General features: G+C 30.4%; 12 protein-coding genes. 4 read left to right on the top strand and 8 right to left on the bottom strand.

Translation table 11 applies throughout. The features are described from left to right. Positions 1 to 45: 45 nt before the first annotated feature. From bglX to KM029_RS22435, 3 genes are all read right to left on the bottom strand, one after another. Entirely contained in the window at positions 46 to 2,331 is a 2,286-nt protein-coding gene (gene bglX / locus KM029_RS22425) for a beta-glucosidase BglX (RefSeq protein ID WP_144076042.1), read from the bottom strand. 819 nt (positions 2,332 to 3,150) lie between these two features. Then, positions 3,151 to 3,552 (bottom strand): alternative ribosome rescue aminoacyl-tRNA hydrolase ArfB, encoded by a 402-nt coding sequence (arfB, locus tag KM029_RS22430; RefSeq protein WP_144076043.1) that lies wholly within the window; start codon positions 3,550 to 3,552, stop codon positions 3,151 to 3,153. A gap of 93 nt (positions 3,553 to 3,645) precedes the next feature. Then, positions 3,646 to 3,915, bottom strand: coding sequence for a hypothetical protein (locus KM029_RS22435; RefSeq protein ID WP_144076044.1), 270 nt, complete (start codon positions 3,913 to 3,915; stop codon positions 3,646 to 3,648). A gap of 358 nt (positions 3,916 to 4,273) precedes the next feature. Here KM029_RS22435 and KM029_RS22440 point away from each other — a divergent pair, with 358 nt between their 5' ends. Beyond that, positions 4,274 to 5,371 (top strand): CAP domain-containing protein, encoded by a 1,098-nt coding sequence (locus KM029_RS22440; protein ID WP_144076045.1) that lies wholly within the window; start codon positions 4,274 to 4,276, stop codon positions 5,369 to 5,371. 604 nt (positions 5,372 to 5,975) lie between these two features. Here the strand turns inward: KM029_RS22440 and KM029_RS22445 are convergent. Then, entirely contained in the window at positions 5,976 to 7,430 is a 1,455-nt protein-coding gene (locus KM029_RS22445; protein WP_144076046.1) for a GumC domain-containing protein, read from the bottom strand. Positions 7,431 to 8,124: 694 nt separating this feature from the next. On the opposite strand from KM029_RS22445, the gene panB reads away from it, so the two are divergent. After that, complete coding sequence (gene panB, locus KM029_RS22450) at positions 8,125 to 8,943, top strand: 3-methyl-2-oxobutanoate hydroxymethyltransferase (protein WP_144076047.1); 819 nt, start codon at positions 8,125 to 8,127, stop codon at positions 8,941 to 8,943. A gap of 106 nt (positions 8,944 to 9,049) precedes the next feature. Here the strand turns inward: panB and KM029_RS22455 are convergent, their stop codons facing one another. The 4 genes from KM029_RS22455 to KM029_RS22470 form a co-directional block, all read right to left on the bottom strand. Then, complete coding sequence (locus KM029_RS22455; protein ID WP_158631187.1) at positions 9,050 to 9,208, bottom strand: hypothetical protein; 159 nt, start codon at positions 9,206 to 9,208, stop codon at positions 9,050 to 9,052. 669 nt (positions 9,209 to 9,877) lie between these two features. Continuing rightward, positions 9,878 to 10,909 (bottom strand): bestrophin family protein, encoded by a 1,032-nt coding sequence (locus tag KM029_RS22460; RefSeq protein WP_144076048.1) that lies wholly within the window; start codon positions 10,907 to 10,909, stop codon positions 9,878 to 9,880. A 265-nt stretch (positions 10,910 to 11,174) separates the two neighbouring features. Beyond that, positions 11,175 to 11,498: a hypothetical protein gene (locus KM029_RS22465; protein ID WP_144076049.1), complete on the bottom strand. Its 324-nt coding sequence runs from the start codon at positions 11,496 to 11,498 to the stop codon at positions 11,175 to 11,177. A gap of 152 nt (positions 11,499 to 11,650) precedes the next feature. Further along, positions 11,651 to 12,205, bottom strand: coding sequence for a hypothetical protein (locus KM029_RS22470; protein ID WP_144076050.1), 555 nt, complete (start codon positions 12,203 to 12,205; stop codon positions 11,651 to 11,653). Positions 12,206 to 12,470: 265 nt separating this feature from the next. On the opposite strand from KM029_RS22470, the gene gntH reads away from it, so the two are divergent. Further along, positions 12,471 to 13,985 carry a guanitoxin biosynthesis MBL fold metallo-hydrolase GntH gene (gene gntH, locus KM029_RS22475; RefSeq protein WP_205125516.1) on the top strand — a complete coding sequence of 505 codons (1,515 nt, stop codon included), beginning with the start codon at positions 12,471 to 12,473 and terminating at the stop codon, positions 13,983 to 13,985. A gap of 71 nt (positions 13,986 to 14,056) precedes the next feature. Further along, on the top strand, positions 14,057 to 14,479 hold the full coding sequence (locus KM029_RS22480; protein WP_144076051.1) for a hypothetical protein: 423 nt from the start codon (positions 14,057 to 14,059) through the stop codon (positions 14,477 to 14,479). The last annotated feature ends 77 nt before the right edge of the window (positions 14,480 to 14,556 follow it).

Consider the following 14,556-nt stretch of genomic DNA (forward strand, 5'->3'; position numbering starts at 1 on the left):
TTGCTCAATAAATTAATTCAAATCATTTCGAGGCTTACCCCCTAATTAAAGGGAGTAAGTAAATTTTGTTTGTTGTTCCGAATCGTTAGATGATTTACCAATCCAAAGGTTAAAATCCCCTGGTTCGGCTTTATAGTTAGAGTCAATATCAATTATTTTCAATAACTCTTCTGTTATTTTAAAAGTAACTGTTTTAGTCTCTCCTTTTTTCAATGCTATTTTCTTAAACCCTTTCAAATTTTTTACTGGTTGTGCTACTGAAGCAAAAACATCTTGTAAATAAAGTTGTACAATTTCTTCTCCATCAACATTACTAACATTCTTAACATCAATACTTGCAGTAATCGTTTCACCTTTTGATAATTTATCTGTAGATAATTTTAAATTTGAATAGTTAAATTTTGAATAACTTAATCCATATCCGAAAGGATAAAGTGGAGTATTAGCTACATCTAAATAAAAAGATTTATAATCTTGAGGGTTATTTTGATCAAATGGTCTACCTGTATTTAAGGCATTGTAATAAATTGGAACTTGACCAATATTGCGAGGGAAAGTCATAGTTAACTTCGCTGATGGGTTGTATGTACCAGAAATAACATTTGCCACTGCGTCTCCTGCTCTTGTACCAGGGTACCACACTTCTACAATTGCCGTTACATTCTCATCTTCCCAAGATAGATCAAGAGGTCTACCATTTAAAAGTACTAAAACGATAGGCTTACCCGTTTTTTTCAGTGCCTTCAATAATTCCTTTTGTGCTTTAGGAAGTGTAATATCAGATCTACTTGCTGCTTCTCCAGACCAATTATATTCTTCTCCTAGAGCTACTAATAAAACATCACTTTTATTTGCTAATCTTACTGCTTCTCTAATTTCACTGCTCTTTGCATCGCCCATTAAAGATGCTCCTTTAGCATATTGGAATGTTACTGATGAGTTTTTATATTTATTCGTTAATCCTTCAAATAAAGTAACACTTTCTTCTCTTTTCCCTTTAATAGCCCATTCTCCATTTAAGCTATTTCTTTCTTTAATCATAGGGCCAATAAGTGCTACACGCTTTCTTTTTGATGTTTTTAAAGGCAATAGCTCTTTATCGTTCTTTAAAAGAACAATTGATCTTTCAGCATTTTTTAATGCTTCTTCTAAATGTTCAGGAGCAGACAGTAAAGCATCTTCTCTCTCTTGATTCATATATTTATATGGATCGTCAAACAAGCCCAACATAAATTTTAATTCTAAAATTCTTGCAGTTGCATTATCAATAGTGCTTTCTTTTACTTTTCCTTCTTCTACTAATTTTTTCAAATTCTGAATAAAGGCTGCACCATTCATGTCCATATCTATACCTGCATTTACAGCAAGTTCTGATGCTTGTTTTAAATCTTTAGCAAAGCCATGAGGAATCATTTCGTTAATTGCAGTATAATCTGTTACAACAGCTCCTCTAAAATCCCACTCACCTCTTAAAATATCAGAGAATAAATATTTATTTCCTGTTGATGGCACACCATTTAAAGTATTAAAAGCTGTCATAAATGTGGCAACACCAGCATCTACTGTTGCTTGAAAAGGAGGAAGATAAGTATCTCTTAATGTTCTATCTGATATATCAACACTGTTATAATCTCTACCTGCTAAAGCTGCACCGTAAGCTGCAAAGTGCTTAGTACAAGCTAACATTGTATTATTCTTAGTAAAATCTTTATATGAATCAATTCCTTGAAAACCTTGCACTCTTGCTACTGCAACTTTCGTACTTAAGAACACATCTTCGCCAGCTCCTTCTAAAGCTCTACCCCAACGTGGGTCTCTTGCAATATCTACCATTGGTGCAAACGTCCAGCTAATACCTGCCGCTGTTGCTTCTATAGCACTAATTCTTGCACTTCTTCTCATAAGGTCTAGGTCCCAAGAACAAGATTCTGCTAATGGAATTGGGAATGTAGTTTCATATCCGTGGATAACATCTGCAGCAAATAAAATTGGAATATGTAATCTTGAATGTTCCATGGCTTGCTTCTGTAACTTTATCAATCCATCAGAACCAAAAACATTAAACATACTACCCACTAATCCTTTTTCTAGGTATTGTTTGAAATCATCATTTATTTGAGGTCCAGTTAAAGTTCCATGTCCAGAGAATTGTGTCATCTGACCAATCTTCTCCTCTAATGTCATAAGTGATAAAAGTGAATCAACTTTGTGTTCTATTAACTTATCACCACTGTAACTCTTCCAAGTAGAAGTTGAAGAGTGTTTCTCATTACATGAAAATATGAGAAACTGAAATGCTATTAATAGATATAATCTGTATAGGGTTTTCATTATCATAAGAGGTTAATAAATTAAGTTCTTTTAAATGTTTTTATCTTGCTTTCACAAATATGACAGCTTAAAAGTGTAGAAACACACTTTATAATACCATCAATTTCACATCATCACCAAAATAAATCATAAACAACTTATTTTCAGATTATTACACACTTAATAAACTACTTTTGTTATCAATGATGTGATCACCTGATGTGATAAAAACACATCATTTAAGGTAGGTATTAACAGTAATCTTATTTTTTAAATGTCCTAAAAACGTTTAAATGAAAAATTATTCTTTTTAATTCTCTTAGCATCTGAATAATTTATCCTAAGTCCAAACTTTTATTAAAGGCAAATACGCTATAAATTTATTGAGAGGGTAGAAACTGATCCTATCAATCCTTAGAATAAACATGGCATAACATCAATTAAATAAAGAAGGCTTTAACCATCACTTAGAAAAGCTTCGATACATGATTGATGGTAATATGATTGATAATACTCCAACAGTAAATAATAGTAAAATTGAAGGGGCATTAGCTTTTGAGACTTTTTCTACGATGAGTATAAATATACTGCACATTTCTTTGGTAAAAATCTGTTTTATAAATATGAAAAAGAAAGTAAAATATTCACGAATCAATTGGTTGAGATGATTTTATTGTTCCTTTTAATTACAAATTAGATCAGCAAGTGTAACATAAAGAACCCAATTAAATGTGGGAATAAAGGAATCTTATATTAATTGGTGTTTTCTGAGTAAGAATAATTAACCACCTATTGGAATATAATTGATATTCAATGGAAATTATGATGTAGTGAGAGTTGTTAATAATTAGGTTTTTGTCTTAGCTTTTTCAAATCGCCACGCTTTTTCTTTTTGTCTTTCATTCGTTTTATAGATGCTTTACTTGGTTTTGAGGCTAGTCTTTTTTTAGGGACAAATAGTCCTACTTTTAGCAAGTCAAAAAAACGATCAATTACCTTATTCTTATTCTGTACTTGACTTCTAGAATCATCACAAGCAAGTATAAGTTCTTTATCATTTGTTAACCTAGAAGAGATATTCTTATACAATAAGGTTTTCTCACGACTATTTAGTCCTTCTGATTTTTCGACATTAAAAGAAAGGACCACCTTAGATGATACCTTGTTTACATGTTGCCCTCCGGCACCAGAACTTCTAATAGCCTTAAATTGCAATTCTTTTATGAGTACCTCTTTATTCATAATTAACTAAACCAAACAAGATTAAATTGGTGTTTTGTCTACAAACAACCACAATTGCAATAAGTTAACTCTTTACAATTGTGGTTACTTTTATTATTTAGAATATTTTGCTACTACGTCGATAATATCTTCTTTAGTATTATCTAAGATTTGTTTTCTTAGATACACTAATTTTTCGTTTACATCATCCATATCTAACTCTGTTCCATCAATTTTAGCTTCTAATTCTAATTGTCTACCTAAAATTTCGTCTAAGTAGGCTCTATTTTCAAGACCTACTCTTAACGTTTCGAACATAAGTTCACCTAAATCAAATTTAAAATTGGTGTTTTCAAAATCCTTAGATTCTTCCTTATCTGTCATAATCAATTTAGTTTTTAGTAAAAAAATTCTTTACTACTAATGTACTAGGATATTTTAATACTTCTGGAATTACTTTACAAACAAAAGTGTCTAAGGGTATTTATCGTTATTTTTATATTATCCATAATCAACAAATAAAATAGAGAATTATAGTTTTTCAATCACCTGAAAAGTTAAAACTATCAATTCCTCGCATACTTTTTAAGTATCATATTTCAATTAACACAAATGACATTAGTCACTAATAAACATACATTCACAACAACTTTAGAGATTGTTTACAACTAATCATTGTCAGAAACATTTTAGCGGCTGTCTTATTCGTGATTGTAAAATAAAACACCCTAATTATTTCAAAATGAAAAAAATTATTACAGCCTCTCTTATATCATTAGCTATTATTTCGTGTAAAAAGAATGAAAAAATAGAACCTTTAAAAAAAGAAAATGATACTGAATTATTATCAAAATCTTTTAAAAGTAGAAGAGATAGTATTGCTGCAGAAGTTGCAAATAAAGGCAAAGTTAAAGCGGATGCTAAGACTAAGACAGGAACAAAAAAAGATGCTACTGGAAATAAGCCAAGTAGTGGGACAACTACAATAGTTAAAAAGAACCCTCCTAAAACAACAACTCCATCTACTGGTTCTGGAAACACAAACAAAGGAAACACAGGAACTGGTTCTTTTGTAAATACAGGTGGATCTAAAACACCTACACCTCCACAAGCTATTCCTCCAAAAAGAATAAATGGATTAAATTCTCCAATTTCTTCTACAGGTATTGTAGCTTATACTGAAAACCCACAAGCAGGTAAAGCAGATACTGATTTACTTTCTTTAAAAGAATTAAGTGATTTGGTACATTTAAATACCGTAACACCTGAGCAAGAAAAATGGTCTCGCGAATTTGTTGCTGAATGTAATAAAGCTAGAGCTGCATTTGCTGCAGGAGAAGCAGCTTGGGAAAATTATGTGTTAAATGATTTACAGATTTCAAGACATAAATTTATTGATAATGAAATCAGTTACGTAAACGTTGTTAGAGATATTAATAACTTGAAATTTTATTCTCAACATAAAAGCACACAATTATCTCCTCAACCATTATCTTACAATAAAGACTTAACCATTGGTAGTGTAAAATGGCAGAAATTTATGCTTTCTACAATGAATGCTAATAGTGGTAAAAGTTTAGCACATGAAGATGTTAGTGGAAAATTAGGTTTTGATTTATCTACAAAAGCTGAGGGTAAAGGAACTTCTGCTGAAGTTGTAGCAGGAGGAACAACACCACGTCAGGCAGTAATTGACTGGATTAGAGATGATCAAAATAAACCTACAAATTGGATGCATAGAACAAATATACTAAGTGCAGATTACACTAAAGCTGGTGGTTTTGCAGATGTAACAATTTCTAAAGGTCAGGCTAAATCTGTTGGTAGATTTACTTGGTAATTCAATCAATCTTAATTCAAATAATAATAGGTCCTCTTTTACAAAACAATTGTAGAAGAGGACTTTTTGTATTGATCTTTTTACAACTAAAAGTATCAACAAAAGTTATAACAGCATCAATACTCGAAACATTATTTGTTAAAATTTAATAAAAACAATGATTAATTAATCTTGAAAACTCATAACACAGAACACTAGTTTGATAATAAAAGTTAATAACTTATACTTGTATTAATGAATCGTTAAGCATCGCCCTCATTCAGACTTATAGTCAGTTTGAGGGTTTTTTGTGTTCTTTTTTATACTAATCATGTTATTGATTTACAGATTAGTATAAGTTTCAACTAAGGTCTAAACTATATTCAAAATAGTAAATAGAGTAATGATAAAACTCAAGCTAGGTAGGTTATTTAGTGATAAGTATAAAACCTCTAATCACCTTAAAACAAATTGATTAAGTCTACCAAAGCAATCAGAGTAATTTATTATCAATTTACTACTTAAAATAAAAAAGGATTAGACTATACTACTAGCCGAATCCTTTAATTTTAAAATTCACACACTTACTAAAAGAATGTAAAAATTCGATCTTTTAGAATGGAGTTTATTTCAATTGTTGTAACTCTTGCTCACGAATAGCAACTAATTTCTTTGCATCTTCAAGCTCTTTTTCTAATTGAACTAAATAACTTTTTTGAGTTGCAATGTTACTTCTAATTGAATTTTCATCATAAATATTATTCTCTCTAATGATTTTATTTCTTAATTCTTTTATCTCGTTTTTTGTATTACTACCATCACGATCTGCAGGTTGGTTTTTAAGTAGTTCTTCTAACTGCTTAATTCGGTCTTCAAATTGTTTAATTCTAGAATTATGATTGATGATTTTAACTTCTAATTTTCTAATATTAATTTTTTGATAGTCTACTCCTTCTATTGCACTTTTAAGACTTCTTTTAGCCGTAGCTACTTCTTCTTGAAGGTTTTTTAATTTTCTATTTTTCTGAGTATTTAAATTACTTTCAAAAGTTGAGAAATAGCTTTCCATTGAAGATATTTGACTTTTTGATTGTCTAATATAGTATTCTGCATCATCTACTATTTGTTTTATCTTTTCAAGATTATTTCTTAACTCCTCAGTACGCTCAATGATTTCTCTTTCAGTACCATACATAGTGTGATTATATGCTTCGTTATGCATTTTATCTTTAATCACTACCATTTCGTTAAAATAAGTTGATAGGTTTACTGCATTTTGTTTTGCAACCTCTACAGATTTTTTGAATGCAGGAACATCGTTTAATGTATTATAATTATTTGTTTTATTACTCTCTACCTCAATGATATCTGTATGTTTTTTTATTTTATCATACAATGCTTTAGTTTCAGCTAAAGATGTTCTCATCTCATCTTCATACTTTTTTAAAGCTTCTTCATTCTCTTTATTAATTGTTTTTATATCAGATAACTCAACATTTAATTCTTTATCAACACCATCTACTAATTCTTTAGCTAAAAGCTTAGTTTTATCAGCAAGCTCTTTATCTTTTTCTAATTCTAATTTGAGCTCTTTTACTTTTTCATCATCTTTTTCAGATGCAATTTTGCTTTTCGTTTCTTCAGATTTCTTTGCTATTTCTAATGCTTTTTCAGCAGTTTTTATAGCATCTTTAGATTTTTCAGCTACTTTTTTTATGTTATTTGTTACTTTTAGTAACTCTTCTTTTTTCTTTTCGGCAGCTATTACTTTTTCATCAGCTTCTTTCTTTTTAGAGCTATCTGCTTGAGATGCCTCTTTTTTAGCTTTTTGGATAGCCTCATCAGCCTTCTTAAGTTGTTCTTGAGCTGCAATTTCTTTTTGAGTAATTTCTTTAGAAGTTTGTTTTGCTTTTTCAAGCATTTTTTGTGCTTTTTCAACTTCTGTTTCATTAGCTACTTTCAACTGTTCTTCCTTTTTTACACTCTTTTCATTTTCTTGAACAGGGGTAATTTCAGAATCTTTTTTGTTACAGCTAATTGTTGCTGACAATAGTAAAATTGGGATTAATATTTTTTTCATAATATCTTCTATTAAGTTTAATTTAGAGACAGTTATGAAATAACAGAAGACGTATTAGTTCGTTTTTATTAACCTAACTATTTGAACTTATTGGCTGCTCAGTTTTTCCTACTAATAAGACTAATATTTTACTGAAAAGAGAGGTGGGTATTAATTATATTATTTGTTCTGTAAGAGAAAAATCGGCAGACAATATTACATGGCTCTTCGTCACTTTTGATAAAAGATAAATCCACATAAAGTCCTCCTTAAAAATTATTAAAGCCTCTCAATTTATTAAAGAAAATAGTATGATAACATAAATTAGATATTCTTTCATAAACTATATAAAATCTCACTTTTTAGCTATTTTAGTAAGTATTTTAATCTTTTATAGAGGTTTGAAGATAGATGTAAATTCTCTTTTTAATTAAAAATAATAGAAGTTAAAAAATAAATTATATAGAGAAGTTATAGTAAACAAACTTGAAAAATAAACAACACACCTATTATAAATTGTACTCTAGTACCCCTCATTCTGTGTAACATTTAATTCTAGAAAAATCTTTAGTTTGATCAAAAATTGGCACTAGGAGATCACTTCTGGATACACATAAAAGTATGCATATTACTAATAGGAGTACTTTTTTTTAAATCATGAATAACATAACTTTATCAAAACCAAAAATTCTATAATTAAATTAACTTAACTCATATGTCAATTCAAACTCCTAGAACAAAAAAAGTTACTGCTCTTGAACTTCAGAAAATGAAAAAAAGAGGTGAAAAGATTACTTTCTTAACATCGTATGATTATACTATGGCTAAGATTGTAGACAATGCAGGTATAGATGCTATCCTTGTTGGGGATACTGCTTCAAATGTAATGGCTGGTAATGATACTACGTTACCAATCACCCTAGATAACATGATTTATCATGCTAAATCTGTTGTAAATGCAGTAGAGAACGCAATGGTTGTTTCTGATATTCCTTTCGGAAGTTATCAAGGAGATCCACTCCAAGCTTTACATGCCGCAGTAAGAATCATGAAAGAATCGGGGGCTAATGCTGTAAAAGTTGAAGGTGGTGAAGAAATTAAAGAATCAATCCAAAAAATTTTAACAGCAGGAATCCCTGTTGTAGGTCATCTTGGATTAACCCCACAATCAATCTTTAAGTTTGGTACGTTTTCAGTTCAAGCTAAAAAAGAAGAAGAAGCTAAATTATTACTAAAAAATGCCAAACTATTAGAAGAGCTAGGTTGCTTTGCCGTTGTTTTAGAAGCAATTCCAGCTGATTTAGCAAAAGAAGTATCCGAAGCATTAACAATACCTACAATTGGTATTGGCGCTGGTCCTGATACAGATGGTCAAGTATTAGTTATTCATGATATGTTGGGTATGACTCCTAATTTCAAACCAAAATACCTTAGAAAGTATGCAGAAGTTGGTCAAATTATGGACAATGCTATCAAAAATTATATTTCTGATGTAAAAGAAAAAGCTTTTCCTTCTTATGATGAATCCTATTAAGAATTAATAATACATAAAAAGAGGCTGTCTCATAACTAGTTTATAAGGCAGCTTTTTCATTTATTCTAATTTCTTAAATTATTACTAACCGATAACAAAAAACATTTTAATGAATTGCCTTAATAGAAATGGTAACTGGTTTCCCTGTCAATTTATCCTGAGGTAAAGAAATACTAGTAGAATAATACTCCCCTAATTTCGTCACATTTTCACCTTTTAATGGTAAAGTAGTTATTAAGTTCATTTCTTTTAAAAAACCATCCATAATCGCATCTGTTAGGAAAAAAGATAATGATTCTCCTTCTTTTTGATCATTTTTTCTTTTACTACATTATACAATTATTTGTCTGTAGGTTTATGCTTTTTGTTATCTACAATTACTGTTTCCTTCCAAAGTATTTGGCCTCTTCTTATCCAAATATGGTAGCTATTGTACATGTGATACAATCGTTCAAAAAATAATATTAGAATTCTAACAAAAACAGGATTAATCAATTTAGTATTTGTTTTACTTAATTTGATTAAAGGAAAAAATCAAGATTAAAATGCTCTAAAATATTGAGGGTTTACTTTTTAAAAGCGAGATAAGGCAAAAAAACCCTCTAAATAATTAGAGGGTTTTAACTGGATACGAATATCGCAGTATAGATTATAGTAGTAATTCTTCTTACTTACTTAGACCGATAGTTGTTACAAAAGGGTTATTATTAAATCTTCTAATTTACTTTCTTAATTTTGATTACAGTTGTTTAACGACTAACAAAAAGGGGTCGATTACTTAAATAAGCCCAATAAATACCGAAAAAAGCCCAGTGATCTACTTTAAATTTGTAGTCTCACTGGGCTTTAACATACTTAATATTATGAGTTTAAATATTTATAAAATATAAACATAACACCTCTTTATTCACAATGTTATTCGCTTTTTTAAGCATTACATTAAAATACCTTTTTTTGCTTTTATAGGCTCAGGTAGATCTTTTTCATCTAACATATCTCTAAGGTCAATTTCTATAACTCTGCATAATGACATCATAGGAATATCGTTTCCTAATCCTTCAAAAGGATTTTCAGAATAATCTCCTACTAGTTCCATCGTTAAAAATACCCAAGCAATTAAACTTGTTGCAGGAATAGAAAGCCAACCACCAATGTGACCAAATTTCTCGAATTCAGGAATCATCCCAAATGGTAATAGAATAATAAAAATACCTACAAATACGCCACTCATAGCGCCGTACTGTCTTGGTAAAGGGAACTTCTTTAAACGTTCGCACTTTCCTTGGCAGTCATAGAACTCGTTTAAGATTTTCTGTAATTCCATGTGTCTGAAATCATCTATTAACCCTGCCTTACGTAATTGTAATAAATCCTGAGATTGTAAATCAATTAATTGTGTTGCTACATTTTTATAAGTTAATAATTTATCTTTCTCTAATGTATCAAGAAATTGAGTTAAAATTTCATCTATTTCATTATTATCAACCAGACCAATTCCGTAATCTTTCATACGTTTTTTGATCATCTTATTCATAGTTTTTCCTTGTGATAAATGCTCCCAAGGGGTAGGTACTAATAATTGCTTTCTAAGCACATAGTTCCATGCAATATGTCTGTAAATTAATCGCTTTTTAATGGCATATAACTCTCCTTCTGTAGCCTCTACATTTAAATCTGAAACGTAAGATTTTACCATTGCCCCAAATTTTCTACTAGAATTAATAATTCCGCCCCAAATTTTACGAGCTTCCCATAACCTACCATAGGATTGGTTATTTTTAAAACCTACATAAAAAGAAACTGCTGTGCCTATTATTGATATAGGAAGCCAAGGCATACTTAAAAATTTCCAATTCAGCGTTTGAAATAGAAAGCTAGCAAACGTAACCCAGCAGATAATCCAAATAATATGGAACCAAGTAAAACTCAGGACGTTTCTAAACGATAAATTTTTATTTACAATCATAGAAGATATATAAGTCTAGTTCAGCAATAAAATTAAAACTTGAAGATACTATAAGTTGGTCTTTTAAGACAAGAGATTTTAGGTAGATTTTCATTCAGCAATAAAAAATAATTAAACACTAGGGGTTTTGAATCTTTTCTACACTTATGTAAGTAGATGAATGAATTTAAGTTTTGTTTTCAAGATGTTTTCAAATTTAGTAGTAATAAAAAATCTTCTCTTATTAAGGGAAGATTTTTTTGTGCCTTGTGTAATAGGTACTTTGTTATGCTTGTAATATATCTATAAGTGCTCCAATAATTATAAGTACCTCTAACAATAGCAGAAGTAGACTTAAATATTTAGGGCAAAAAGTCCTTTTTAAACGTGTGTACAATAACCAAAAACCCAAACTTTCTAATAGAATTATCAAATAAGGCACTACTACGTATCCATTGATCATTCCTATTGCCAGAAATGAATTTACTATTGCAAATGTTACTACACCTTTAGTATGAGGGGCATTATTAGCTTTTAAAATAAAAAAAGCAATTAAATGCAATGCTGCATTTATCAATAAAAGAAATATAACTATTATTGCTGAGTTCATGATACTAGTGTTTGCTTAAGAAATAAAACATAAATCTTAAAGTCAAATCCTCTCCGGTGTATTGACTTGTATGCTTATAGATGCAATTTAAGTGTTCTTTTTCTTAATTGTTACTAATCAATATCATGTTATAAAGCTGATTTATTTTCGCCTTATTTCTTGATGGCACTTACTGTATAATATAATAAGCGAGCTTCTGCATCCCAAATAATTATTTCTTTAGTAGTATAGAATAAATCTTCTTTGATTATGATATCGTACTTTCCTCTATTAAATGGAATAGACAAAGTAGAATCTTTTGCAAAGGTTTCTCCAAATTCATCTCTTGTAAGCGTATGTTTTCCAAATAGTTTATAGTAATCTCTTTTTTTATTTATTCTATACGGCAATTTAACTGGCGTATTTCTATACACTACTGCTGTATAAGAATTATTCTTTTGAGATAAAGGACTTGAGAACTGATTTTGGAAGATCACATTTTGTACAGGCTGGCTATGAATAAACTTCCAATATTTAAATGATGTGTCGTATTCCTTACCAAAATTAATTGCAGTCCATGGTCTAGCTATTTCAATTCTTTTAGGAGAAGTGGAATTCATAGAATGTGAGGTCCACGCAAAAACGAGTAGAAGTATTGCTAAAACTACCCCTCCTATTAAGAGTACATACCTTTTATGGAAAGAAAAATTTATTCTATCTAATTGCATAAATAATCGTCGTCAATCATCAAGTACATGGGGAATAGTACTGATGTTATTTTACAGACTGTAAAGTTAATTTTGTTATTGAAATAAGCCTAAAGTCAACTAAAACTATCACATTTTTTCACTTTTAGTCAATTATCTATTAAATATCATTTTGAGATAACCATTTATCAAAATAGGTCATTTAAAACTTATAATAAACGAAACTGATATTTAAAAGTGCCGTTTATATAATCATAATCACACTAAAAGTTTAAAGTTATACAAAATGAAAAAATTTATATTATCTATATCACTATTAATTATAAGTCTAGCAACAGTTTCAGCTCAAGACAATAATTACAAAGGAAACTACAAAGGAACAGATACAAAAGCTGCCGGTGTTGTTAATAATCATGAGAATATAGTAACAGAAGATATTAATCAGTTTAAAAATACTCCAGAGGTTTTTCAACATGATAAAGAACAATTACAGACTACTTTAACTGGCGGTATACCAATGGGAAGATGGAATGAGGGCTTAATGTTTGATGGAATTGCACCATCTGATCACTTTGTTTCTGCTGCAAACTGGTATCCAAATACAGAAACAGTTAAGGAAGATGAAATAAGAATAATCTTTATGGGATCTTCACCTCTTATACGTCCAGGACAAGCCAATACCTCTATTTTAATGCAATTTGGGAATGGCAAAAATTTAGTTTTTGATATTGGAGAAGGAGCTGTTGCCAATTTTGTTGGTGCGGGTATTGCCTTAAACGAAATCAACGACATATTTATTACACACTTACACGTTGACCACTACGGTTCTCTACCTTATGTATACATGTTTGGAGCATGGAATGGTAGATGGAATGAGCCTTTAAGAGTAAATGGACCGTCTGGATCTGAACCAAAATATGGTACAGCACATATGGTAGAAGGCATGAAATCTATGACCGAATGGCACAGAGATGCTTTTGATGTGTTCCCGATTGGTAGAGGTTGGGAAATTGAAGTAAATGAATTTGATTTTACAGATGATGGTGGTGTTATCTATGACGTAGACGGTATACAGGTGACACACTGGCAACAATCTCACTGTAAAGATGGTGCTTCTGCTTATAGAGTTGAGTGGAACGGAATGTCTATTGTATTCTCTGGTGATGGTAGACCAAACAAATTAACGGCTAAATATGGTGCTAATGCAGATGTTTTAATTACCGAAATGCAAGTAGAAGTTGTAAACATTACATCGCAAGTATATGGTGTTCCTCCAGTTTTAACACGTTACACAATTGACACACACCACAACCCTGCCTATGCTGCTGGTAAATTATATAATGATTCTCAACCAAGATTAGCAATGGCTACTCACACAACAGATGATTTATATGCAAACAACGAAATGGTAGCAGAGGTTAGAGAACATTGGGACGGTCCTTTTCACTTTGGTTTTGATGGTGTTGTTGTAAATGTTTCGAAAGAAAAAATATGGGTTAGAGATGGTATTTTACCAGATTATCCAAACGCAACGCCTCCTCAGCAAGGTACAATGGTAGCAGATAATGGCGGTTTAATTATTCCTGAACCTCGTAAGAAACGTGAGGATATGCAAAACCAATATATCAGAGATATGCAATATGATGAGAGTGAGTATTATCCAGAAGGATACCAACCTGAGCTTATGGAAACTTGGCCTTCTGATAAACCAATCTTTGTTCCAACTGAAAAAATTCCTTCATCAATGAAGAGAAGAAGAGCAGATTTTGATGAACAAGGAAACTTTATCAAAACTAAATAATTAAAAATCTTTAAAAAGGCAGTTGTTTAAAAGCAACTGCCTAATTAATCAACTCATTGAAAAATCGAATTATGAAAAAGTTATTTACAGTTATCGCTTTCCTATTTGTTGTTGCACTTCCTACTTATTCTCAAGTCACTCTAGAACAATCTCTTATTGCTTTAAAAGGAACAGATGAACACGATAAAATTAAAATAAATGATGAAAGAACTGAAGTTACTTTTGAAAATCATATCCCCTCAATAGAAGGTTTTGAACCTGCATATTTATCAGTTGAATTGGCTATTGAACTCTACACAAAAATGAAAGATCCGATGATCTATGGAAGTTACTTTGATGCTATTTATAAAGCTGGGATGACTTATAAGTCAGTCTCAAAATCAAGTAACGGATACGAAATTTGTATAACTGCAAACACAAAGGGAATAGGTGTCGAAATTATTGATGACACCAAAAAATCCTTAACCAATGATTATTTCCCATTTGATAATTAAAAATAATAGTAAGTAGATAATGTTAGTAATTGATTAGGTAGTAATAGAAAAACCCTAAGTGTTTTGCACTTAGGGTT

This window comes from Flammeovirga kamogawensis (genome assembly GCF_018736065.1).
Classification (GTDB): domain Bacteria; phylum Bacteroidota; class Bacteroidia; order Cytophagales; family Flammeovirgaceae; genus Flammeovirga; species Flammeovirga kamogawensis.

Bases quoted from the DNA above. Each gene is read 5' to 3' on its own strand.
- bglX (WP_144076042.1), bottom strand. From the start codon at position 2,331: ATGAAAACCCTATACAGATTATATCTATTAATAGCATTTCAGTTTCTC.
- arfB (WP_144076043.1), bottom strand. From the start codon at position 3,552: ATGAATAAAGAGGTACTCATAAAAGAATTGCAATTTAAGGCTATTAGA.
- KM029_RS22435 (WP_144076044.1), bottom strand. From the start codon at position 3,915: ATGACAGATAAGGAAGAATCTAAGGATTTTGAAAACACCAATTTTAAA.
- KM029_RS22440 (WP_144076045.1), top strand. From the start codon at position 4,274: ATGAAAAAAATTATTACAGCCTCTCTTATATCATTAGCTATTATTTCG.
- KM029_RS22445 (WP_144076046.1), bottom strand. From the start codon at position 7,430: ATGAAAAAAATATTAATCCCAATTTTACTATTGTCAGCAACAATTAGC.
- panB (WP_144076047.1), top strand. From the start codon at position 8,125: ATGTCAATTCAAACTCCTAGAACAAAAAAAGTTACTGCTCTTGAACTT.
- KM029_RS22455 (WP_158631187.1), bottom strand. From the start codon at position 9,208: ATGGATGGTTTTTTAAAAGAAATGAACTTAATAACTACTTTACCATTA.
- KM029_RS22460 (WP_144076048.1), bottom strand. From the start codon at position 10,909: ATGATTGTAAATAAAAATTTATCGTTTAGAAACGTCCTGAGTTTTACT.
- KM029_RS22465 (WP_144076049.1), bottom strand. From the start codon at position 11,498: ATGAACTCAGCAATAATAGTTATATTTCTTTTATTGATAAATGCAGCA.
- KM029_RS22470 (WP_144076050.1), bottom strand. From the start codon at position 12,205: ATGCAATTAGATAGAATAAATTTTTCTTTCCATAAAAGGTATGTACTC.
- gntH (WP_205125516.1), top strand. From the start codon at position 12,471: ATGAAAAAATTTATATTATCTATATCACTATTAATTATAAGTCTAGCA.
- KM029_RS22480 (WP_144076051.1), top strand. From the start codon at position 14,057: ATGAAAAAGTTATTTACAGTTATCGCTTTCCTATTTGTTGTTGCACTT.